Raw genomic sequence first — 23097 nt, 5'->3', positions numbered from 1 at the left:
GACATTCGGCCAGCTTGAACGAATGACTGAATGTGCTTATCATCCGATTTATCGGCTCATTAACCGCAGTCGATTTTGAACTTCACAATTCGTCAGTTGATCTGAGGATTTTAATATATTCGCCATTCGCGAATGAGTTATGAATAAGCGTGGCTGCTTATTCGTATCGCTCAATATCGGCTAATAGATCGGTATGGTGCGCTGGCGCACTAAAGGTTCGCAATGCATTAAGCGTCCGGATTATACTGGGCGCGATTGGCGGGAGCCGGCCAGAGGGCTTTCCTCAGGTTTTTCAGTGTCGTGCTGGCAGGTGTTTGATTCATAAGGCATTGCGAGCGGTGCGTGGATTTTAGACTCGCCGTTTGTATGGCGTTTCGCACTGAGCGGATAAGGGTATTTGCCCGTCTATTTCAGACATTTTCCTTCACGTAGTGCGGATTCCGTACGCCGCGTCACATTGCTTACGAAATTAATAGATTGCACTTGTAAAAGCGGGTTGTTAGATTCCGTTCTGGCGCATGGTGAACCGGTCCTTTGCCGATATGCGCCGAACCCCCGTTAGCCCGGCTTCGTGCCGGGCTTTTTTTCGGCCCGATTGCACTCGGTGTGCTGTTCGCCTTCGCGGAACGCATCGATCCGCACTCTGGACGCTGGCGCCGCTACTAGCGCGGGCGGCGCCGCGCTTTGCACTATCGCGTGGCTACCTTGCCTTCACTGTTTGCAGTGAATCACCATCGACCGGTTCTTGACGTTCGCTCCGAAAATCCCGCCGACCGAGCCGCCTGCGGTGGCGCCATTGTCGACGTCCTTCGAAACGACGTCATAGCCATAGTTGCCGCAGACTTCGCCTGCGCGCTTGTAGCACTCGGCCCAACTGGAGCTCGCGTCACTGCCGCTGCAGTTGATCGCGAAGCCCGTATCGCCGCTCGGCAGATAGGTCATGGTGGTGGTGCTGGAGCAGCCGCCGAGCGTCAGCAGGCCGAGGCCGATCGCCGCGGCCGTTGCTAAGGACGCCAATGCGCTCTTCATTGCAGATTCCTTATAGATATAACAGGGGCAGACGTGGCGCGAGGCCACGTCATGCATTGGAGTGAGCGTTTTATAGTACGCCCGGTTCCCTCGGCTGCTGCAGGGCGCGTGCCTGGATCTGGGCGGTTAGCGCGCCGGCAGCGCCCGCGACGGGTCGATCGAGCGGCCCTGATAACGCAGTTCGAAGTGCAGCATGACCCGATCGGTGTCGGTGTCGCCCATTTCGGCGATTTTCTCGCCGCGGGCGACCGACTGACCTTCCTTCACCAGCAGCACGCGGTTGTGCGCGTAGGCAGTCAGATACTCGGCGTTGTGTTTGACGATCAGCAGGTTGCCGTAACCGCGCAAGCCGTTACCTGCATAGACCACCGTGCCGGGCGCCGCGGCAACCACCGGGGTGCCCGCTGCCGCCGAAATGTCGATGCCCTTCGAATTGGCGCCGTCGAAGCGCCGGATCACCGTGCCGTCAGACGGCCACACCAGCGAGATCGTCGAAGCCGGTGCGGACGACGGCGCGCTATCGGCGGGTACCGGGCGCGGCGCAGCCGAAGCGCTCGCGCTGCCTGCGCCATTGTTGCGTATTGAACCACCTGCGGCACCACCTGTGGATGCCGCATTGCCCGGCGGCGCGACACGCAGCACCTGCCCGACCTCGATACTGTCCGGGTTGGTCAGATTGTTCCAGCGCACGATGCTTTGCACCGACTGCCGATTGCTGCGCGCGATTTTCGACAGCGTATCGCCCCGTTCGACGCGGTAAAAACCTGGCCCCACCGGAACGGACCCGCAGGCGGCGAGTACCGCCAGCAACGACGCCCAGGCGAGCCGTTTCATCATTCTTGTTGTGTTAAGCATTGGACCTCGCAAAGCGCTGCCACGCGCCGATCCCGATCACGCGACAGGTAGATGCAAAGCGTCCGATTCTAACGGTTTTGCGCCGCAGCATCCGAAAAACGGATGCATAGGAGGGCGCGCACGGCGGTTACGCGGCGAAACGCCGCGTAACCCATCACGTCGCGATGCTCGAAAAACCTGCCGTCAGCGCAGGGTGCTGACGCTGATACGCAGCGCAGCCGTCTCGGTTTGTCCCGGTTCGAGCCAGCGCAGTCCCATGCCGTTGTGGATCGCATCCGGCAGACCCAGCCATGGTTCGACGCAGTAGAAGTCCGAGTCGGCGGCTTCGGTCCATGTCGTGACCGCGTACCAGGGCACCGAATCCGGGCGTTGCAGATCGATCGTGATGAGCCGGTTCAGGCCGGGCGCGACGAGACGCACGGCTTGGTCCGGCGCACCGGCGAGACAATGGAAGCGGTCGTGAATGCGCGCCTCGTCGAGCGTGTAGCGCGCCGCGCCCGGCTCGGCCGCGCTGATCGAGCCGTCGTCCTGCTGATAGCGCCGTTCGGTGCGCGGCAGTTCCAGCGAAGTTTCGGCGCGCTGCGTGTGCGGCAGCGTGAAGTAGAAGTGATGGCCTGCGTAGTAGGGCAACCTCGTGTCGCCGGTATTGGCGGTGCTCAGCATGACTTCCAGCGTATGCGTATCGACGAGCCGGTACGTCGCTTCGAAACGGAAGCCGAACGGATAGCCGCCGCGTGTCACGTCGCTGTCGGCGAGAATCATGCGCAAGCCGGCGCCGTGCACATCGGCGTGGGCTTCGAAGGGCAGGTCGCGTGCAAAGCCATGCATCGGCAATTCGCGCACTTTGCCTTGTGCGTCACGCCAGTAGCCGATCTTGCCGTCGACGCGATGCCGGCCGAGAAACGGAAACAGCAGCGGGTTGCCGCCGCGAATCCTCGCGGGCTGGCTCCAGTCGGCGTTTTCGGGCCAATGAATCACCTCTTCGTCGTTAATGGTCCACGACAAAAGACGGCCACCGGCTTGCGGCGCAAAGCGGAGCACGCAGGCGTCCTGGGCGATCTCGAGAATGTCCTGTTGCGGGGAGAGGGGCATGGTCGATGTGCTGGTTGATAAAGTCGCGAGAGAACGATTTTGCGCTGCTTTGCGCTACGGGGAAACCCTTCTCGGGAAATTGCGGGTGTCGGAGAAGCTCCATCCTTGCCGATAATCCGCTGACTGCCCGGTGACTTCGACGACCGGGCCAGATCGGCTCAGGAGGTGTTATGGATCTCGCAATGGCAATGGGTGTGGCGCTGTTCGGCATGTTCGCGGCAAGCACCGCCTACTTCTTCTACAAGCTCGAGCGCTGATTCAGTCACTTTCTGCATTTCCTGTCGGTCCTTCAACGCGAGCCTGGCACAAGGCTCGCGCGTCCAGCGCATCGAATTCCTCGCAATGACAGGGTGGCCGCCGGCGGCGCCCGGTTTCTTTTCCGTGGCGTAACAACGGTTTCCAGTTGTGACGCAGCGCATCAATATTTCCCGAATGTGGTTCAAACGCTTGGCGCTGACTTTGCAGCCAGGCATAATCGGTGCGCTTTTGACGCGCCGCCTATTTTCTATGGCCGTGCGCTGCTCCCCGACATTTTCCTTACAAGGACCGCCGCGTGAACCTGTCGTTTCTGATTTTCCTGAGCGTGCTACAAGGCGTCACCGAATTGTTCCCGGTCAGCAGCCTCGGCCATACGCTGCTCGTGCCCGCATTGTTCGGCATCCATATCGACAAGCATGCACCGCAACTGCTGCCGTTCCTCGTCGCATTGCACCTCGGTACGGCGTTTGCGCTGCTGTGGTACTTCCGCAAGCGTTGGTGCGAGTTGGTGCGCGGCTTCTTCGCTTCGTTCGGCGGCCAGCGCAATGACAACGCTCACATGATGTGGGCGCTCATCATCGGCACGATTCCGGCGGGCCTCGTCGGGCTGATTCTCGAGAAACGTCTCGAGCGGATTTTTCACGATCTGCGCATCGTCGCCATCGCGCTGATCGTAAACGGCGTGCTGCTGTGGTTTGGCGATCGGCTGCAACGTTCGCGCGCGCATCCGACGCCGGAGAAGCTGACCTTCCGCCAGGCGTTTTTCGTCGGTCTCGCGCAGATCGGCGCGCTGATTCCGGGCTTCTCGCGCAGCGGTCTGACGATGATCGCCGGCAATGCGGCCGGCCTGACGACTGAGAAAGCCGCCGAGTTCTCGTTCCTGCTCGGCACGCCGATCATCTTCGCGGCCGGCGTACTCGAATTGCCGAAACTGTTCCACGCGCCGGGCCAACTTGCCGATGCATTGCTCGGCGGCGTGCTGACCGCAATCGCCGCGTATCTCAGCGTGCGTTTCCTGATGCGCTATTTCGAAGGCCGCGGACGTCTGGCTTCGTTCGGCGTGTACTGCGTGATCGCGGGGATCGTGTTCCTCGGCTGGTTCATGCTGCATCCGCAGCCGGTCTGATTGGGTCCGATATGCCAGTTGCCGTGCGCTGAGTGCTGGTCTGCGACTGGCGGGCTACTGGCGGGTAAGAAGCGATCGGTTATAATCCGGGCCCGGTTCAACTCGCCGGGCCCGTTTGTTGTGGGATGCTTGTGATACAACGGGGTGCCGGGCGATCAGGGTTGCCGCAAGCTGGATCAGATTTCCACAGGCTCCGGCCTGGTCAGTTAGAATTTCGATATCCCACGAAACCTGTGGCAGTGATGTTGCGCAGGTTCCAATGCCCGATATGGGTTCTCATTGCGGGCGATGCACGTTGTACACGTTTGTGTAGCATCGCCTCACGTCATTACGGCAGTAGCTCAGCTGGATAGAGCATCGGCCTTCTAAGCCGAGGGTGGGGGGTTCGAGTCCCTCCTGCCGTACTTCAAATGCCTGGCGCCGCGCATCGAAGCCTTACCGCTGCGATGCGCGCTTGGGCCTTTACCCCGCCGGCTGCACGTCGATGGAATCGACCCGGCTCGGATAGAACGCCAGGTGTTGAGCGATCTCTTTCACAGCCGCGTAGGGCGACTCGTAGGTCCAGACCGCATTCACTGCCCGCTCGCCGCCAATCGGAATGCTGTAGTACGCGCAATCGCCTTTATATGGGCAATAGGTCGTGTGATCGGTGCGTTCCAGCAGCGTCATATCGACGTCGTTGCGCGGAATGTAATACACCGCTGGATAGGATGCCTCACGCAGCTCCAGCGCATGGCGCGTGTCCGCGATCACGCGGCCGGCTACCGTGACCACCACATGGGCTTTGTCCGGCTCGATTGTGATCGGATGATCGGGTCCGGGGACCTTGATGGTTTTTTCAGCCATGCTGTCGAACTCCTGGATGAGTGGGCGAACCTGCAACACGTTGCTAAGGGTTTCGAGCCGCAGTCGGCGGGAATGATCGCGCCCTGCGTCGAAGCATACGCCGGTCATGAAAACGAGTTGTGTCACCGTTTGGGTCTATGACGGGTTGCGTGCGGCGTGCCGTTCTCCGCGCACCGCCGTACCACGCCCACGACGATCGCCGGGCAATGGCTGTGCCGCCCGGTGACGCAGCACGCGCCGCCGCGGGCGTAGTCAGTTGCCTGCGCCGGCAAGGACGTAATAGCAGCCGGCCAGCAGCAATGCGAACGACATCAGGAGGCATGCAATGCCGACGCGTGTCAGCAGATTTGGCCAGCGTGCGCAGGGGAGGTTGTCCATTTGCACGATGCGGCGCGCAAGACCAGGATTGCGGCTGAAGGCGAACGGCATGAGCGCGACGCAAAAGATCGCGAGCGCGACGGCGAAAGTTTGGAGGGCAAACGAGAGGTCCATAAGGCGGCGTTGGAAGCTTGGTCAGCGCGGCAGCGCAACAGACCTATCTTAAGAAGACGTTTCATAAGAAGATATGAGACTCATCCTAAAAATCCGAGTAGCCGTCGTGTGCTTTCGCTCCCGCTAGGCGGGAGCCGGACGCTGCAGCTTGCCGCAGGTCGCTGCGAGACCGCATCCGGGGGCCACGTCGAGGGCGACATGCTATGCTTTTGGGGTCCAGATCACGAGCCGCCGAAAGCGCGCTCGAGTCCGCCGCATTACTCTTCGAGGAGAACTCTACATGTCGATGCGAACCCGTGCCCTGTTTCACCTGAGCGTCGGTGGCCTGCTGCTTGGCGGCGCCATCGCAGCGCAAGCGGCGAACCTCGGTTTCCTGAACGACACGCCGATCACCTACATGAAGCAACGCGACGTCGACTCGATCAAAGGCGCTGTCTTTACCGCCTTGAACGACAAGCAGGACGGCGAAAGCGCGAGCTGGGTCAACGAGGGCACTGGCAACAGCGTCAAGATCGACGCGACGATCACCGTCGCCAGCACCGCGAAGGAGGGCGAGCGCACTTGCCGCGACGTCGGTGTCGTGCTGAATGCGAAAGGGCAATCGATGAGCCTGCGTCCGCAGTTCTGCAAACAGGGCAGCGGCAACTGGCAATTGCAGAAAAAGCTCTGAGCGTGTGGGCCGGTATGACAATGCGCGCCGGCTTGCCGCCCGCGCAGCCTGAAGCCGTGCGTCCGTGCGGCGCGTTGCGCCGATGAGCGCGCGGGTCGTCTCGTGCGGCGTCGTCTTGCTTGACCCGGACGGTCGGGTGCTGCTCGCGCACGCCACCGAAACGTCTCACTGGGACGTGCCGAAAGGGCACGGCGAAGAGGGCGAGGCGCCTCACGTTACGGCGTTGCGCGAGATGGTCGAGGAGACCGGCATCGTGATCGCGCCCGAGCGTCTGAAGAATCTCGGACTGTTCGTCTACCGGCGCGACAAGGATTTGCATCTGTTCGCGGCACGTGCGAGGGCCGATGAACTCGATCTGACCGCGTGCACCTGCACGTCGCTGTTTCCGCGCCGCTCCGACGGCACGCTAATTCCCGAAATGGACGCATACCGCTGGGTCGCGCCGGAGGAAGTCGAGCAGTACGCGAGCCGCAGCCTCGCACGGCTCTTTCAGACCACGCTTTCGCTCGCGGAACTGCATCGAAGGCTATAGCGGCGGATGGGTTGCTTGGCTGCCGCGCGGGTGGTACCGGCAATCGCAACCGGCAGCACCGCAATGCCCGCGCTGCCGACGTGCTCAGTCGAGTGCGCGGTCGTTCGGATGTGCGAATAGCGCGCGGTTCTGTTCCGACAGCGGAAAATTCAGATTGATGCCGTGCGGCGGAATCGGCTGCGTGAACCACTGGTTATACAGACGTTCCGCATCGCCGCTAGTCTGGCCGCGTGCGATGACCCCGTTCACGAGCACGCGGAACGGCTCGTCGCCCTTGCGGAACATGCAGGCGTAGACTTCGTAGCCGAGTGGCGTGCCGGTCACCACGAAATCTTCGGGGTGCGGGTCGGTTGATTTGAAACCGTACACGATCGGCTCGTCCATCACGAAGGCCACCGCCCGGTCATCCTTGAGCGCGGTGAATGCTTCCAGATGATCGCGTGCGCTCGTGATGCGCATGTTCAGGTGCTTCTCGGTGTTCAGACGGCGCAACAGGCGCTCGTCCGAGGTGCCCGCGGTTGTTACCACCGTCTTGCCGGCCAGGTCCGGAAAATCCGTGATACCGCTGCTCTTGCGAGCGATCATGCGTACCGCGTACTGAAAGAAGCTGTTCGAAAAGGCGGCCACGTTTTCGCGTTCCACCGTGTGCGTGGTCGAGCCGCATTCCAGATCGATCTGATTGTTCAGCAACATCGGCGTGCGGTTCGACGAGGTTACCGTGATTTCGTGCACCTTCAGTTGCGGCAGGCCGAGCGTTTTCTTGATTTCGTCGACAATCTGCAGCGCGATGGTTTGCGAGTAGCCGACCGTGCGCGTGCCGTCGAAGTACGAGAAGGGAATGGATGCTTCACGCACGCCGAGCATCACCACGCCATCGTCGTGGATTTTCTTCAGCGTGCCGGTGAGTTCTTGCGAATAAGCGGGGCAGGCGAGCGACGCTGCGCCTAACGCGACCAGTGTCACGAGTGCGCAACGCATGCCTTGTGCGACGCGTGCGGCGCGAATCATGCGCGCCGCAGCAACGGTACGCGCGTGGCGCGTACCTTGCGCTGTGCTCCCCCATGCATTCGCCCCGTGGCGGGCTGCAACTTTCATCGGACCTCCCGGACTGGCGCGGGCATCAAGGCCGCGCTGTCACATGTCGATGGAACATCGATGCAACGAAACGGCGTGCATCCCGCTGACGAAATGCACGCCGTATTCAATGTCAAATGCGCAATGTCAAATGCGCAACTTCAAATGCGCTTCGCGCTGTAATTGCCCCAGCTTACGCCGGCTTGCCCCAACTGTCGCGTAAGCTGACGATGCGATTGAACACGGGTTTGCCCGGCTTCGAATCGACGCGGTCGGCGACGAAATAGCCATGGCGCTCGAACTGATAGCGCTGTTCCGGCAGCGCTTCGCGCGCACCTGGTTCCAGGTAGGCGTTGACTACGCGCTTTGAATCCGGATTCAGCGCTTCGAGGAAATCGCGGCCACCGGCGTCTGGCTGCGGTTCCTTGAACAGCCGGTCGTAAATGCGCACCTCGGCCGGGCACGCGCCTGCGGCGCTGACCCAGTGAATGTTGCCCTTGACCTTATAGGTGTTCGCGCCTTCGGTGCCCGATTTGCTGTCCGGGAAGTAGTTGCAGTGGACTGCGACGATGTTGCCGTTCTCGTCCTTGTCCGCGCCGATGCACTCGATCACGTAGCCGTAGCGCAGGCGCACCTTGTTGCCCGGGAACAGGCGGAAGTAACCCTTCGGCGGCGTTTCGTTGTAGTCCTCGCGTTCGATCCACAGTTCGCGCGAGATCGGGAACTCGCGGAGGCCCAGTTCCGGATGATGCGGGTGGACCGGGGCGCTGCACGGCTCAGTAACGCCTTCAGGGAAATTGTCGATGATCAGCTTGAGCGGGTCGAGCACGGCCGCGATGCGCGGCGCCTTGTCGTCCAGATCGTCGCGCAGCGCGCCTTCGAACACGCTCATGTCGATCCATGAATCGACCTTGGTGACACCAATGCGCTCGCAGAACAACTGGATCGCCTCCGGCGTGAAGCCGCGGCGGCGCACGCCGACGATGGTCGGCATGCGCGGATCGTCCCAGCCCTCGACATGGCCTTCGGTCACCAGCTGCAGCAGTTTGCGCTTGCTGGTGATCGCATAGGTGAGGTTCAGACGCGAAAACTCGATTTGTTGCGGCAGCGGGCGCGTGAAGATCCCGGCTTCGGCCAGCTCGTTCAGAATCCAGTCGTACAGCGGACGGTGGTCTTCGAATTCGAGCGTGCACAGCGAATGCGTGATGTTTTCCAACGCGTCCGAGATGCAGTGCGTGTAGTCGTACATCGGGTACACGCACCAGGTGTCGCCGGTGCGGTAGTGGTGCGCAAAGCGGATGCGGTAGATGACCGGGTCGCGCATGTTGAAGTTCGGCGACGACATGTCGATCTTCGCGCGCAGCACGTGCTCGCCTTCCTTGAACTCGCCGGCTTTCATGCGGCGGAACAGATCGAGGTTCTCCTGCACCGAACGCTCGCGGAAGCGAGACGGGGTGCCGACTTCGGAGGCCGAGCCGCGGTTCGCGCGCATTTCTTCGGCCGACTGGCTATCCACATACGCCTTGCCGCGTTCGATCAGCAGTTCGGCGAATTCGTACAGTTTGTCGTAATAGTCGCTCGCGAAATAAAGCTGTTCCTTGGCGTCTTTTTCCCATTCGAAACCGAGCCAGCGCACGGAGTCGATGATCGAGTCGACGTACTCGACGCTTTCCTTTTCCGGATTCGTATCGTCGAAGCGCAGATGGCACACGCCGCCGTAGCTGCGCGCCACGCCGAAGTTCAGGCAGATGCTTTTGGCGTGACCAATGTGCAGGTAGCCGTTCGGCTCAGGCGGAAAGCGCGTTTCGACGCGCTGCCCCCACTTGCCGGTGCGGTTGTCGTCGTCAATGATGTTACGGATGAAATTGGATGCCGCTGGCGCGTCGTTGCGTTCGGTATTCATGCGAGAAGGTGAAAGTCGGTCGGGGACGCGCAATGCGCCCACTTATCTGTTAATTCTACCTGACGCGTTCGCTCGCGGCAGGCGACTGCGGCGCGCAGCCAACGTTTGAGCCGGTTTCGAGCGGTTTTTAGGGGTGGGCGGGATCCTGCAAGCTGCATTTAAGCTGCTGTAACAGGAGGTAAAACGTTTAGTTGGCGCATGCGCCGGCGACTTAGGATGCGGGCGGCGCACTCGCCACGCGCCACGCGCCACGCACCACGCACCACGCACCACGCACCACGCACCACGCACCACGCACCGCGCACGGGCAGCATGTTCGCCCATTGATTTTTCCCCCGGCGCCGCATTGCGCTCGTGCGGCGCACGTCAGGCGGCCACGCTGTCCACCCGCGCCTCGCCCAATCTGTTGGATTGCGCGGCCTGCGCCCTGTCGTGCAGCGCGCCCGGCTGGGCGCAGGCAGCCTCACCCCTTGGGCCGCCTTGCATGGACGCTTTCCGTTCGGGCAACATGGCACCCTTAGTTCCCGGAGTTTCTCGGATGTCCGTCTCGCTGCCCGACGCGCCTCGCGCGCCATTCGCCATTTTGTCTTTTGCCCGCATCGTGACGGTCACGGCCGTGTTCACCGCGCTCGCCGGCAGTTTCGTCGCGACGGCCCCCGCGCTCGCGAAAACGCCCCCGGCAAAGGCCGTGCTGGACGCGTCGGCGGTGGCCGTGGCCGATCGCTACAGCGCCGACACCGCGCAGCAGATCTTCGCCGCCGGCGGCAACGCGGTGGACGCCGCTGCCGCTATCGCCTTCACGCTGTCCGTGACGTGTCCGGACGCGGGGAACATCGGTGGCGGCGGGTTCATGACGGTGTTCATGGACGGCAAACCGTATTTTCTCGACTACCGTGAGCGCGCGCCGCAGCAGGCGACCCGCGACATGTACCTCGACGATAAAGGCAACCTCGTACCGGGTATGAGCCGTGTCGGCCATCGCGCGGTGGCCGTGCCGGGCACCGTCGAGGGCATGTGGGAAGCGCAGCAGCGCTTCGGCAAGCTGAAATGGAAGCAGGTGCTCGCGCCCGCGATCCGTTACGCCACCGACGGCTTCCAGGTCGAGCCGTGGTTGCAGCAGCGCCACGACGTGGCGGCGAAGAATTTCGCAGGCAAGACCAACTTCGACGCTTACTTCTCGAATCTGAAGGCAGGCGTGATGATCCGCCAGCCTGAACTCGCGCAAACCCTCTCGCGCATTGCCAGCGATGGCGGCCGCGAGTTCTACGAAGGCCGCACAGCGGATCTGATCGCCCAGCAGATGTACGGCCACGGTCTGGTCACGAAGCAGGATCTGATGCAATACAAGGCCGTCTGGCGCCAGCCGCTCATCGCCGATTGGAGCGGCTACAAGGTCGTGACCGCACCGCCGCCGAGTTCGGGTGGCATCGGCCTGATCCAGATGCTGAAGATGAGGGCCGATCTGAAGCAGGCGTTCGATGGGCTCGAGTTGAATTCCGTGCCGTATATCCATCTGATCGCGCAGATCGAAGACCGTGTGTTCGCCGATCGCCAGCAATACATCGGCGACCCCGATTCGTACCAGGTGCCGGTCGGCAAACTGACCGATGACGCCTACCTCGCGCAACGCGCCGATGAAGTGAAGCCCGACGAGGTGCCGGGCGCTACGCCCGTCAAAGGCGGCTTCGGCGATGCGCTGCCGGAAAAAGCGCAAACCACGCATTTTTCGGTGGTCGACAAATGGGGTAACGCCGTGTCGAACACGTACACGCTGAATGGGTCTTTTGGTTCCGGTGTGGTGGTGGACGGCGGCGGTTTCCTGCTCAACGATGCGATGGATGACTTCGTCACCAAACCGGCTGCCGCCGGCCCGTCCGGCGCAACGGCCGACGACCTGAACACGGTGGCCCCGGGACGCCGGCCGCTTTCGTCGATGACGCCGACCATTCTGTTGAAGGACAACAAGGTGTCGCTCGTGATCGGCACGCCCGGGGGCTCGCGAATCCTCACGTCGATCTTTCAGGTGATGACGAATCTGTACGACTTCAATATGACGCCCGCCGACGCTTTGGCCGCGATGCGATTCCATCATCAGTTGCTGCCGCCGAATACGATCTATTTCGAGCCATTCCATCCGATCTCGGGCGAGTTGGTCGACCAGTTGAAGGCCAAGGGCTACACGCTGGAAGGGCAGTCGTTCAACGGGGACGTGCAGATGATTCGCGTCGAAGGGCCGACGCCTGAACCGGCGGCCGATCCGCGCGGCGTGGGCGTGGCCCGCGTGATGCCATGAAGCGCGGTTTCTTCGGCCCGGCGAAGCAAAAAATTGTAGACGCGGACTGCGGAGACAGATTGCCGATGCGAGCCGTGGAGACATACTGAGAAAGCGAACTTGAAAACGCGCTTGAGAAATCCACTTGAAAAGCGCGCTTAAAAAACGAATTGCAACGGGGAATGCGATGAGCGGACAAAAACTAAACGTACTCGTGCTGCCGGGCTACCAGAATTCCGGCGCAGGGCACTGGCAGACGTGCTGGGAAGCGCTCGATCCCGCCGTTGTGCGCGTGCAGATGCCGGACTGGGACCATCCGGCGCGCGACGCATGGTGCCGCACGCTCGACGCCGCAGTGGCCGCTGCGGACTCCCCAGTGGTGTTCGCCGGGCATAGCCTTGGTTGCCTGACGACCGCCTTCTGGGCGTCGCAGTACGCAAGCGCAGCCCAGCTTGCGAAGGTGGCGGGCGCGTTGCTGGTGGCCGTGCCCGATCCGTCCGGGGCACATTTTCCGCAGGATGCCAGCGGTTTCGCGCCGGTTCCGCTTACGCCCCTGCCGTTTGCGAGCATCGTTGTGTCGAGCAGCGACGATCCGTACGGCGGCGTGCCGTTCTCGCAAAGCTGCGCGGGCGCGTGGGGCAGCCGCTGGATCGATATCGGCCCGCGTGGCCACATCAATGTCGACAGCGGGCTCGGCGATTGGGACGAGGGGCGGCGCTGGCTGGCTTCGTTGGGCGAGCGGCCGTGAGTTCGCATTTGCGCTGATCCGGCGGCCTTTCAGCGCAGGTTGGAGCTTGCCGCCGTCGTCAGCGTGTCACTGACAGCCGGCGCCGCCTCGGCCGGTCTCAAATCCCAGCCGGACTCAAATCACTGACTGTTCCCGCAGCGTGGCAATCCGAGCCTCGTCATAGCCGAGCACGTCGCGCAGGATGCTGTCGGTGTGTTCGCCGAGCATTGGCGGATGGGACAGCGCTTCGGGCGGCGTGCCGGTCATATTGATCGGATTGCGCACCAGTTTGACCGTGCCGCCCGACGGATGCGGCAGATCGACCTGCATGCCGCGCGCCACCACCTGCTCGTTGTCGAACACTTCGCCCAGATCGTTGATCGGCCCGCACGGCACACCGGCCGCTTCCAGCGCCGTGATCCATTGCTGCTTGCCCTGCAGACGCACCATGTCGGCAAGGATCGGCACGAGTATGTCGCGGTGGCGCACGCGAGCCGGGTTGGTTGCGAATCGCTCGTCGTTGGCGAGTTCGGGGCGGCCGCCTGCCTCGGCGAACTTGCGGAACTGGCCGTCGTTGCCGACCGCGACGATGATCCAGCCGTCGCTGGTCTGGAAGGTCTGGTAGGGCACGATGTTTGGATGCGCATTGCCCCAGCGCGCGGGCGGCTGGCCGCTCGCCAGGTAATTCGAATTCATGTTGGCCAGCATGGCCACCTGCACGTCGAGCAGCGCCATGTCGATGTACTGGCCTTCGCCCGTCCGGTCGCGGTGCGTGAGCGCGGTGAGTACGGCGATGGTCGAATACATGCCGGTCATCAGGTCGGCAATCGCGACGCCGGCCTTTTGCGGGCCGCCGCCCGGCTGGCCATCGCGCTCGCCGGTGACGCTCATAAATCCGCCGATGCCTTGCACGATGAAGTCATAACCGGCGCGCTGCGCATACGGCCCGGTTTGGCCGAAGCCGGTCACCGAGCAGTAGATCAGATCCGGCTTCACTTCTTTGAGCGACGCGTAATCGAGGCCGTACTTCTTCAACTGCCCGACCTTGTAGTTTTCCAGTACCACGTCGCTTTGCGCGGCCAGTTCGCGGATGATTCGCTGGCCTTCCGGCGAAGCGATATCGACGGTGACCGAGCGCTTGTTGCGGTTCGCCGCGAGGTAATAGGCGGCTTCGCGCGTGTCGGCGCCTTCGGGTGTTTTCAGGTACGGCGGCCCCCAGTGGCGGGTGTCGTCGCCAACTTCGGGGCGTTCGATCTTGATGACGTCGGCGCCGAAATCGGCGAGCGTTTGTGCGCACCAGGGGCCGGCGAGCACGCGTGTGAGGTCCAGCACACGGATATGACTGAGAGCGCCCATATTCTCCAATTTCTCCTAGGTAGCCAAAGCGGCGCGTAAGACGCCGTCGATTTGGGCAATCTTAAGCGATTCCCGCGCCGGGGCGCAGTCGGCCGAACGGCATAGGACGCATGGCGCGGCTTGCCGGGTCGCTCGCTACCCGGCCAAACCTGGCCGAATGGCCAACGGTACGGGGCAGGCGCCGCGCGCGGGCGCCGATCCCGTATAATCAGTCGTTTAAGAAACAAACAGTTGGCGCATCCCATGATGCCGCCGGTAACAGCCAGGGAACTGGCAAACCCGTCCCCCGCACGCTATGAAAGCCGCCGAAATCCGCGAGAAATTCCTCAAGTTCTTCGAATCGAAGGGCCATACGATCGTTCGCTCGTCGAGCCTTGTGCCCGGCAACGACCCGACACTGCTCTTCACCAATTCGGGAATGGTGCAGTTCAAAGATGTGTTCCTCGGCGCGGAATCGCGTCCGTATTCGCGCGCCACAACCGCGCAGCGCAGCGTGCGCGCCGGCGGCAAGCACAACGATCTGGAAAACGTCGGTTACACCGCGCGTCACCACACGTTCTTCGAAATGCTGGGCAACTTCTCGTTCGGCAACTACTTCAAGCGCGACGCGATCCACTACGCGTGGGAATTGCTCACCGGCGTGTACCAACTGCCGAAAGACAAGCTGTGGGTCACCGTCTATCACGAAGACGACGAAGCGCACGACATCTGGGCGAAGGAAGTGGGCGTGCCGGTCGAGCGGATCATCCGCATTGGCGACAACAAGGGTGCGCGCTACGCGTCGGACAATTTCTGGCAGATGGCCGACGTCGGGCCGTGCGGCCCTTGCTCGGAAATTTTCTACGACCACGGCCCGGAGGTCTGGGGCGGGCCGCCGGGGTCTCCTGAGGAAGACGGCGACCGCTACATCGAGATCTGGAATCTCGTGTTCATGCAATTCAGCCGCGACGCCCAAGGCAACATGACGCCGCTGCCCAAGCAGTGCGTCGACACGGGCATGGGTCTCGAGCGTATCGCCGCGGTTCTGCAGCACGTGCACAGCAACTACGAGATCGATCTGTTCCAGGCGCTCATCAAGGCCGCGGGCCGCGAAACCGGCGTGACCGACCTGACGAACAACTCGCTGAAGGTGATCGCCGATCACATCCGCGCGTGCTCGTTCCTGATCGTCGACGGTGTGATTCCGGGCAACGAAGGCCGCGGCTACGTGCTGCGCCGTATCGTGCGCCGCGCGATCCGCCACGGTTACAAGCTGGGCAAGAAGGGTTCGTTTTTCCACCGCATGGTGCCGGACCTCGTCGCGCAAATGGGCGGCGCCTATCCGGAACTGAAGGACGCGGAACAACGCGTGACCGACGTGCTGCGTCAGGAAGAAGAGCGCTTCTTCGAGACCATCGAGCACGGCATGTCGATTCTCGAAAGCGCATTGGCCGATCTGGAAGCGAAGGGCGGCAAGACGCTCGACGGCGAACTCGCATTCAAACTGCACGACACCTACGGCTTCCCGCTCGATCTGACGGCAGACGTCTGCCGCGAACGCGAAGTGACGGTCGACGAAGCCGCCTTCGACGAAGCGATGGCGCGTCAGCGCGAACAGGCGCGCGCGGCGGGCAAATTCAAGATGGCGCAGGGCCTCGAATACTCGGGTGCGAAGACTACGTTCCACGGCTACGAAGAAATCATCTTCGACGACGCGAAAGTGATCGCGCTGTATGTCGACGGTGCGTCGGTTAAGGAAGTGAGCAACGGCCAGCAGGCGGTCGTCGTGCTCGACCACACGCCGTTCTACGCGGAGTCAGGCGGCCAGGTCGGCGACCAGGGCGTGCTGGCTAATGCGAGCGTGCGCTTTGCGGTAGCCGATACGCTGAAAGTGCAGGCGGACGTGGTCGGCCATCACGGCACCCTCGAGCAGGGCACGCTGAAAGTCGGCGACGTCGTGAAGGCGGAAATCGATGCAGTGCGTCGTGCCCGCACCGAGCGCAATCACTCGGCCACCCACCTGATGCACAAGGCGCTGCGCGAAGTGCTCGGCTCGCACGTGCAGCAAAAGGGTTCGCTGGTCGACGCGGACAAGACCCGTTTCGACTTCGCGCACAACGCGCCGATGACTGACGAGCAGATCCGTCAGGTCGAAGCGATCGTCAACGCGGAAGTGCTGGCGAACGCGCCGGGCATTGTGAAGGTCATGCCGTTCGACGAAGCGGTAAAGGGCGGCGCGATGGCGCTGTTCGGCGAAAAGTACGGCGACGAAGTGCGCGTGCTCGACCTCGGTTTCTCGCGCGAGTTGTGCGGCGGTACGCACGTGCATCGCACGGGCGACATTGGCCTGTTCAAGATTGTGATGGAAGGCGGCGTGGCTGCGGGCATTCGTCGCGTGGAAGCGATCACGGGCGATAACGCCGTGCGCTTCGTGCAGGATCTCGACGCGCGGATCAATGCGGCTGCGGCCGTGTTGAAGGCGCAGCCGTCGGAACTGACGCAGCGGATCGTGCAGGTGCAGGATCAGGTGAAGTCGCTGGAGAAAGAACTGAGCGCATTGAAGTCGAAGATGGCTTCGAGCCAGGGCGACGAGCTTGCCGGTCAGGCAATCGAAGTGGCAGGCGTCCATGTGCTGGCTGCCACGCTCGAGGGAGCGGACGTGAAAACGCTGCGCGAGACTGTCGACAAGCTGAAGGACAAGCTGAAGAGCGCGGCGATCGTGCTGGCCTCGGTCGAAGGCGGCAAAGTGAGCTTGATCGCCGGTGTGACGGCGGACGCCAGCAAGAAGGTCAAGGCCGGTGAGCTGGTCAACTTCGTTGCGCAGCAAGTCGGCGGCAAGGGCGGCGGTCGGCCGGACATGGCGCAAGCGGGTGGCACGGAGCCGGCGAATCTGCCGGCGGCACTGGCGGGCGTGAAGGGGTGGGTCGAAGCCCAGCTCTGATTCGGGTTTGATTGAGCCATGCGGGGCGTGGGTTGTTGTTGCGTCCCGCGTGGCTCGAGTTGTTTTTAGCCTTGGCGTGTCTTGCCGTGCATCAACCTGGCCGACTGCGGTGGCGGTTAGCGTTCTCCGACACGCAGGCAAAGCATCAAGCAACGCCTGCCGGTGCGGCGGTAGGTAACGCTACTGCATCCTCTCCCGACACAAGCGTCTGCCGCAGCGCATTGAGCGCGGACGAAAAATGCCCCCGTCGCCAGACAAGAAGCGTTTCGATCGCGCCAATATCGCGAAGCTCATGAACTGCGATATTGCTGGCGTCGGCCTGCAAATCCAGCACTGATCTGGGCGCCACGGCCACCCCGGCCCCAGCCGCCACGCAAGCCACAATCGCATGGTAGGAACCCAGTTCCAGCACCCGAGCGGGCCTCACCCCGTGCTCCAGATACCACTTCTCGATGTACGCCCGGTAAGCACACCCACGCTCGAAAGCGATCAGCGTCGATAAGGCAATATCCCGCACGTCGCGAATCGGCCGATGGCCTCGCGGCGACAGCATCACCAGCTCTTCGCGGAAAACCGGCACCGTCTCGAACAATTCACCGAGCGCGGCAGGATCCGGCGGGGTCGCCACCAGCGCCGCATCCACTTCGAATTCGCGGACCCGCTCGATCAACTTACCGGTCGTGCCAGTTTCGAGTTCCAGTGCGACATCCGGCCACTGCTGGTGATAACGCGCGAGCAAGCCAGGCAGACGCGTCGCCGCGACGCTTTCCATCGTGCCCAAACGCAAGCGCCCACTTGGACGATCCTCGCGTACCGCATGGCGCGCCTCGTCGGCGAGCGCGAGCAGGCGCTCCGCGTAGGGCAGCAGCGTCTCGCCAGCCGGCGTCAAAACGAGGCGCCGGCCATCGCGGATGAACAGGTCGGTACCCAGTTGCTCCTCGAGTTGCTTAATGCGCGTCGTGACGTTCGATTGCACGCGGTTGAGCTTGGCAGCGGCGCGCGTGACGCCGTTTTCGCGCACGACCGCACGAAAAATGGTCAAGGCGGCCAGATCCATGGTTCTCTCCTGGCGATGGTTGGTATCCGAATTATTCATTTTTCGTGATGGAGAGGTCAAGCTAATATGGATTGAAGAAACCGGTGCTTGCCGGCCCGAATCCACTTACCGTCCGCTCATGAACAATCTCGCTTCCAGCGCGCACGACATCCCTGCCGAACGTCACAGCGCCCGCCGCGCGGCCTTTGCCTGCATGGTCACCTTGGCCGTGGTGCTTGGTATCGGCCGTTTTGCGTTCACGCCGCTCTTGCCGCTGATGCTTCACGGCAGCGCCTTCGGCCAGCCGCAGATCGATATCCAGCATGGCGGCTGGCTCGCGTCGTTCAACTACGCGGGCTATTTCGTCGGTGCGCTCACCTGCGCGGCATTGCGCGTCGAGCCGGCGCGCATGGTGCGGGCGGGCCTTGTGGCGACGGTTTTGCTGACACTGGCGATGGGCGTAACAAGCCAATTCTGGGTGTGGGCCGTCGTGCGCTTCGTTGCCGGCGCGATCAGCGCCTGGACCTTCGTGTTTGCCTCGCAGTGGGGCCTGCGGCGGCTCGCCGAACTTGGCGCGCACGGGTGGAGCGGGGTGATCTATACAGGCCCGGGCGTGGGCATCGTCGGGACGGGCTTGCTGGTCAGCGCCGCGGGCGGCTACGGCGCGACGGCGGGCTGGGTCGGTTTCGGGCTTATCGCGGCGGTGCTTTCGATCGCGGTTTGGCGCGTGTTTGGGAGCGTGACCGATATCACCTCAGCAGGCGCGGCGCGTGCCACGAGCGCGGCAACCACCGCCGCGCATGCGAGCCAACGCCCGGCCGCCAGCCAACGCCCCCCCACAAGCCATTTCCCTCACCGCGCCGATGCCTTCTGGCTGATCCTGCTCTACAGCGTGCCCGGTTTCGGCTACATCATCACCGCGACGTTCCTGCCGGTGATCGCGCGCCACGCCCTGCCGGGCTCGTCCTGGCCCGATCTGTTCTGGCCGATGTTCGGCGCGGCTTTGATCGTCGGTGCGTTGCTCGCGGCACGCTTGCCGGTGCATTGGGACAACCGCACGCTGCTCGCCGGTTGTTACTTGCTGCAAGCCGCCGGCATTGCGCTCGGCATCGTCTGGCCCACGGCAGGCGGCTTCTCGCTCGGCAGCATCCTGATTGGCCTGCCATTTACGGCCATCACCCTGTTCGCGATGCGCGAAGCGCGGCGTCTGCGCGGCGACAATGCGGCTGGCCTGATGGGCTATGCGACGGCGGCGTATGGCGTGGGTCAGATCGTCGGTCCGCTCGTGGCTGCACCGATAGCCGACCACACGGGGTCTTTTTCGCCGGCGCTGTGGCTGGCGGCGGGGGCGTTGCTGCTGGGCGCGGTCGGTCTGATGATCGTGGCGCGCGTGCCGCGTGGTAACGGTCGCACGCCCGATTGCGGCTGCAACTAACGGCCTGTGCGAACTGTGCACGCTGATGCGTAGTCGAGGCTACCGGCACCGGCTTTGAGCAAAGCGGCGCGTTCCTCGGCGTCAACCGATCTCGCAAGCGCAAGTGCCAGCACGGCAAGGTTGTCCGCCGCCTTGCGACGAAAACATGGGTCTGTTGAACCACCCGCGAAGCAAATACCAAAGCGAAAAACAAATAACCCGCTGGCGCACTAAAATGACCGCTTTCCTGTCATCTCAGCGCGCCCGTCGCCGGGTGCGCCGCCAGCCATGCAACATTTCGCGTCCGACAACTATGCCGGCATCTGTCCCGAAGCGCTCGCGGCGCTGACCGCCGCCAACAATAGCGGCCACGAGCCGGCTTATGGCGACGACTCCTGGACCAACCAGGTCTGCGACCGCCTGCGGGATCTGTTCCAGACCGATTGCGAAGTGTTTTTCGTGTTCAACGGCACGGCCGCCAATTCACTGGCGCTGGCGTCGCTGTGCCAGTCGTATCACTCGGTGATCTGCCATGAACTTGCTCATATCGAAACCGATGAATGCGGCGGCCCCGAATTCTTCTCCGGCGGCTCGAAGCTGCTGACCGCGCCGGGCGTCGGCGGCAAGCTCACGCCGGATGCGATCGAAGCGGTTGTCACGCGCCGCGCCGATATTCACTACCCGAAACCGAAGGTCGTCACGCTGACCCAATCGACTGAAGTGGGCACCGTCTACACCGTCGAGGAAGTGCGCGCAATCGCGGCGATCGCCAAGCGGCGCCATCTGAAAGTGCATATGGACGGCGCGCGGTTTGCGAACGCGGTCGCGGCGCTCGACGTGCATCCGTCCGAGATCACGTGGCGCGCGGGCGTCGACGTGTTGTGCTTCGGCGGGACCAAGAACGGTTTGCCGGTTGGTGAGGCCGTGGTGTTCTTCGACCGCTCGCTCGCCGATGATTTCGCCTACCGTCTGAAGCAGGCCGGCCAGCTTGCTTCGAAAATGCGCTTTATCTCCGCGCCGTGGCTCGGTCTGCTGGATAACGACGTCTGGCTGCGCAACGGGCGTCATGCGAATGCGATGGCGGAATTGCTGCAAGCGCGGTTGCAGGAAATTCCCGGCGTGAGCATCATGTTTCCGCGAGAATCGAACGCGGTCTTTGCGCAATTGCCCGCGCAGGCCGCCAAGGCAATGCGTGCGCGCGGCTGGAAGTTCTACGAGTTCATCGGCGCAGGCGGTTGCCGGCTGATGTGCGCCTGGGACACGCAGCCGGAAACTGTCGAGGGTTTTGCTGCGGAAGTGCGCGAGCTGTGCGTGGCCTGAGCCCGCATAGACTGCGCACCCAGGCCCGGCTGGAGCGGTGAACTTGATCCGGAAGCTGGAACGAGGCTTACAAACAAGACCGCGCACTGGGTGCTGAACCAACTGCAACACGACATTCAACGCTGAACAACGCTGCACACAAAACATAAGAGACAACCCACTCGCCATGACCGAATACCGATTTTGTCCGCGCTGCGCTACGCCTTTGATCGAGCGCGTCGATGCTGAATATGAAGGCGGACGGATCCGCCAGATCTGCGCCGATACGGAATGCGGCTACGTCCACTGGAACAATCCGCTACCAGTGGTGGCCGCGATCGTCGAATACGAGGGCAAGATCCTGCTCGCACGCAACGCCGCATGGCCGGAAGGTATGTTCGCGCTGATCACCGGCTTTCTGGAAAACGGCGAGACCCCGGAAGAGGGCATTGCCCGCGAAGTGCTGGAAGAAACCTCGCTGCACGCGGAGACGGTCGAGTTGATCGGCGTGTACGAATTCATCCGCAAAAACGAACTGATCATCGCGTATCACGTGAAGGCGTACGGGACGGTCGCGTTGTCGCCGGAATTGCTCGAATACCGGTTGATCGAACCGGCCAAACTGCGTCCATGGCGTGCGGGCACCGGTCAGGCGCTCGGCGAATGGATGCGACGGCGCGGCTTGCCGGTCGAGTTTGTCGAAAAGCCATGGAAGTAAGTATTGCCAACGAATTGGCCATCGCCCCTCGCCAACGATCAAGACAACCTCTACGCCACGTCACGATGAGCAGACCCGCACCCGCCGCGCGCAGCGCCTACCCGCACTTTCTGCCTATCACCACACGCTGGATGGACAACGACGTCTACGGCCACGTCAACAACGTCGTCTATTACAGCTACTTCGACACCGTGGTGAACGAGTACCTGATCCGCGCCGGCGTGCTCGACTTCGAGCATGGCGCGACGATCGGCCTCGTGGTCGAGACGCATTGCAATTACTTCGCGCCGCTGGTGTTTCCGGAGCGGGTCGAGGCGGGTTTGCGGGTGGTGCGGCTCGGCACCTCGAGCGTGCGCTACGAGGTGGGCCTCTTCAAGGAGGGCGAAGATCAACCTGCCGCCCAGGGTCATTTCGTGCACGTGTATGTGGATCGCGTCACGCGCCGTCCGGTGACCTTGCCCGCCGACTTGCGCGCGGCGCTCGAACCGCTCACCGTCGCCGTGCAGGCGGAATAGGCGCGTGCAGTCGTTCGTCGTCAATCTGCTCAACGGTGTCAGTTACGGCCTGCTGCTGTTCATGCTGTCGGCAGGCTTGACGCTGATTTTCAGCATGCTCGGTGTGCTGAATTTTGCGCACGCGAGCTTCTATATGCTCGGCGCGTACGTCGGTTTTTCGGTGACGGCGCATGCGGGCTTCTGGAGTGCGCTGGTGATCGCGCCGCTGATTGTCGGCTTGATCGGCGCGGCGCTGGAGCGCTGGCTGCTGCGCCGTGTGCGTGTGCATGGTCATCTCCCCGAGTTGCTGCTGACGTTCGGCGCCGCGTATCTGCTCGGCGAACTGGTCAAGCTCGGCTGGGGCTTGAGTCCGCTTGGCGCGACTGTTCCGGCCGGGCTCGACGGCCCGTTGTTCACTGTCTACGGCGCGGCCTTCGCACGCTATCGGGCCTTCATGATGACGGTATCGCTGGCGATGCTGGCGGTGCTCTACGCGGTGCTGCGCGTGTCCAGGGCGGGGCTGATCGTGCGCGCCGCGCTCACGCATGCGAGCGCTGTCGAGGCGCTCGGCCACAACGTGCCGCGCGTGTTCACCGGCGTGTTCGCGGCGGGCACGGCGCTCGCCGCGCTCGCCGGCGTGATCGGCGCGCCGCTCTTCGTGATCGAACCGGCAATGGCGGAGTCGCTCGGCTCGATCGTGTTCGTAGTGGTGGTGATCGGTGGGTTGGGCTCGCTGAGCGGGGCGCTGGCGGCCTCGCTGATCGTCGGTTGCGTGCAGACCTTTGCGGTGGCGAGCGACGTCTCGTTGGGCGATCTCACGGCGGTATTCGGCGGCGTGCTGCCGGCCGCATGGGACGCGCTCACGCTTGCGCAACTTGCGCCGCTGATTCCCTATCTGCTGCTTGTCGCGATGCTGGCGCTGCGCCCGCGTGGACTGTTCGGACGGCGTGACGATCATGCGTGAGCCGTCCAAAAAGTTCGCTG

20 protein-coding genes and 1 tRNA gene are annotated in these 23097 nt (G+C 62.9%); 12 read left to right on the top strand and 9 right to left on the bottom strand.

Translation table 11 applies throughout. The features are described 5' to 3' along the window. Window positions 1–711 precede the first annotated feature (711 nt). The 3 genes from P3T22_RS08540 to P3T22_RS08530 all read right to left on the bottom strand — a co-directional run bounded on the left by P3T22_RS08540 (window position 712) and on the right by P3T22_RS08530 (window position 2976). Window positions 712–1029: a hypothetical protein gene (locus P3T22_RS08540; protein WP_063496800.1), complete on the bottom strand. Its 318-nt coding sequence runs from the start codon at window positions 1027–1029 to the stop codon at window positions 712–714. A gap of 126 nt (window positions 1030–1155) precedes the next feature. Beyond that, window positions 1156–1884: a peptidoglycan DD-metalloendopeptidase family protein gene (locus P3T22_RS08535; protein WP_063496799.1), complete on the bottom strand. Its 729-nt coding sequence runs from the start codon at window positions 1882–1884 to the stop codon at window positions 1156–1158. 183 nt (window positions 1885–2067) lie between these two features. After that, window positions 2068–2976 (bottom strand): aldose epimerase, encoded by a 909-nt coding sequence (locus tag P3T22_RS08530; protein ID WP_063496798.1) that lies wholly within the window; start codon window positions 2974–2976, stop codon window positions 2068–2070. A gap of 553 nt (window positions 2977–3529) precedes the next feature. Between P3T22_RS08530 and P3T22_RS08525 the strand changes: the two genes are divergently transcribed. Further along, window positions 3530–4360 (top strand): undecaprenyl-diphosphate phosphatase, encoded by an 831-nt coding sequence (locus P3T22_RS08525; protein WP_063496797.1) that lies wholly within the window; start codon window positions 3530–3532, stop codon window positions 4358–4360. A 330-nt stretch (window positions 4361–4690) separates the two neighbouring features. Continuing rightward, a tRNA-Arg gene (locus tag P3T22_RS08520) sits at window positions 4691–4764 on the top strand. Window positions 4765–4822: 58 nt separating this feature from the next. Here the strand turns inward: P3T22_RS08520 and P3T22_RS08515 are convergent. Beyond that, window positions 4823–5206, bottom strand: a complete 384-nt coding sequence (locus P3T22_RS08515; RefSeq protein ID WP_429324761.1) for a DUF427 domain-containing protein — start codon at window positions 5204–5206, stop codon at window positions 4823–4825. A 252-nt stretch (window positions 5207–5458) separates the two neighbouring features. Further along, window positions 5459–5698: a hypothetical protein gene (locus P3T22_RS08510; protein WP_429324760.1), complete on the bottom strand. Its 240-nt coding sequence runs from the start codon at window positions 5696–5698 to the stop codon at window positions 5459–5461. A gap of 280 nt (window positions 5699–5978) precedes the next feature. Here P3T22_RS08510 and P3T22_RS08505 point away from each other — a divergent pair, with 280 nt between their 5' ends. Both P3T22_RS08505 and P3T22_RS08500 read left to right on the top strand, forming a co-directional pair. After that, window positions 5979–6368, top strand: coding sequence for an RT0821/Lpp0805 family surface protein (locus P3T22_RS08505; RefSeq protein WP_063496795.1), 390 nt, complete (start codon window positions 5979–5981; stop codon window positions 6366–6368). Window positions 6369–6450: 82 nt separating this feature from the next. Next, complete coding sequence (locus P3T22_RS08500) at window positions 6451–6900, top strand: NUDIX hydrolase (RefSeq protein WP_429324759.1); 450 nt, start codon at window positions 6451–6453, stop codon at window positions 6898–6900. An 84-nt stretch (window positions 6901–6984) separates the two neighbouring features. On the opposite strand, the gene P3T22_RS08495 is transcribed toward P3T22_RS08500, so the two are convergent. Together P3T22_RS08495 and P3T22_RS08490 are read right to left on the bottom strand one after the other, a co-directional pair. Further along, window positions 6985–7878 carry a transporter substrate-binding domain-containing protein gene (locus tag P3T22_RS08495; protein WP_429324896.1) on the bottom strand — a complete coding sequence of 298 codons (894 nt, stop codon included), beginning with the start codon at window positions 7876–7878 and terminating at the stop codon, window positions 6985–6987. A 289-nt stretch (window positions 7879–8167) separates the two neighbouring features. Beyond that, the gene (locus P3T22_RS08490) at window positions 8168–9877 is read right to left on the bottom strand and encodes a glutamine--tRNA ligase/YqeY domain fusion protein (RefSeq protein ID WP_429324758.1); all 1710 of its coding nucleotides are present in this window, start codon (window positions 9875–9877) and stop codon (window positions 8168–8170) included. Between the two features lie 538 nt (window positions 9878–10415). On the opposite strand from P3T22_RS08490, the gene ggt reads away from it, so the two are divergent. Further along, a complete protein-coding gene (ggt, locus tag P3T22_RS08485; protein WP_429324757.1) occupies window positions 10416–12170 on the top strand; it encodes a gamma-glutamyltransferase in 1755 nt (584 codons plus the stop codon). Between the two features lie 166 nt (window positions 12171–12336). After that, window positions 12337–12897 (top strand): RBBP9/YdeN family alpha/beta hydrolase, encoded by a 561-nt coding sequence (locus tag P3T22_RS08480; RefSeq protein WP_429324756.1) that lies wholly within the window; start codon window positions 12337–12339, stop codon window positions 12895–12897. Between the two features lie 114 nt (window positions 12898–13011). Here P3T22_RS08480 and P3T22_RS08475 read toward each other — a convergent pair whose 3' ends face one another. Then, a complete protein-coding gene (locus P3T22_RS08475) occupies window positions 13012–14232 on the bottom strand; it encodes a CaiB/BaiF CoA transferase family protein (protein ID WP_429324755.1) in 1221 nt (406 codons plus the stop codon). Between the two features lie 295 nt (window positions 14233–14527). Between P3T22_RS08475 and alaS the strand changes: the two genes are divergently transcribed. Further along, on the top strand, window positions 14528–17152 hold the full coding sequence (gene alaS / locus P3T22_RS08470) for an alanine--tRNA ligase (protein ID WP_429324754.1): 2625 nt from the start codon (window positions 14528–14530) through the stop codon (window positions 17150–17152). Between the two features lie 145 nt (window positions 17153–17297). Here the strand turns inward: alaS and P3T22_RS08465 are convergent, their stop codons facing one another. Beyond that, complete coding sequence (locus P3T22_RS08465) at window positions 17298–18209, bottom strand: LysR family transcriptional regulator (protein WP_429324753.1); 912 nt, start codon at window positions 18207–18209, stop codon at window positions 17298–17300. Between the two features lie 118 nt (window positions 18210–18327). Between P3T22_RS08465 and P3T22_RS08460 the strand changes: the two genes are divergently transcribed. The 5 genes from P3T22_RS08460 to P3T22_RS08440 all read left to right on the top strand — a co-directional run bounded on the left by P3T22_RS08460 (window position 18328) and on the right by P3T22_RS08440 (window position 23077). Then, window positions 18328–19623, top strand: coding sequence for a YbfB/YjiJ family MFS transporter (locus P3T22_RS08460; RefSeq protein WP_063496787.1), 1296 nt, complete (start codon window positions 18328–18330; stop codon window positions 19621–19623). A gap of 267 nt (window positions 19624–19890) precedes the next feature. Further along, window positions 19891–20922 (top strand): threonine aldolase family protein, encoded by a 1032-nt coding sequence (locus P3T22_RS08455; protein WP_063496786.1) that lies wholly within the window; start codon window positions 19891–19893, stop codon window positions 20920–20922. A gap of 166 nt (window positions 20923–21088) precedes the next feature. Continuing rightward, the gene (locus P3T22_RS08450; protein ID WP_429324752.1) at window positions 21089–21619 is read left to right on the top strand and encodes an NUDIX domain-containing protein; all 531 of its coding nucleotides are present in this window, start codon (window positions 21089–21091) and stop codon (window positions 21617–21619) included. 65 nt (window positions 21620–21684) lie between these two features. Next, window positions 21685–22134 carry an acyl-CoA thioesterase gene (locus P3T22_RS08445; RefSeq protein ID WP_429324751.1) on the top strand — a complete coding sequence of 150 codons (450 nt, stop codon included), beginning with the start codon at window positions 21685–21687 and terminating at the stop codon, window positions 22132–22134. A gap of 4 nt (window positions 22135–22138) precedes the next feature. After that, window positions 22139–23077 carry a branched-chain amino acid ABC transporter permease gene (locus P3T22_RS08440; protein WP_429324750.1) on the top strand — a complete coding sequence of 313 codons (939 nt, stop codon included), beginning with the start codon at window positions 22139–22141 and terminating at the stop codon, window positions 23075–23077. Window positions 23078–23097 lie beyond the last annotated feature (20 nt).

Origin of the sequence: Paraburkholderia sp. GAS348, from assembly GCF_050434205.1 — a bacterium.
GTDB lineage: Bacteria > Pseudomonadota > Gammaproteobacteria > Burkholderiales > Burkholderiaceae > Paraburkholderia.
The sequence above is the reverse complement of the archived record's forward strand: the minus strand, read 5'-3'. Positions and strand labels throughout refer to the sequence as shown.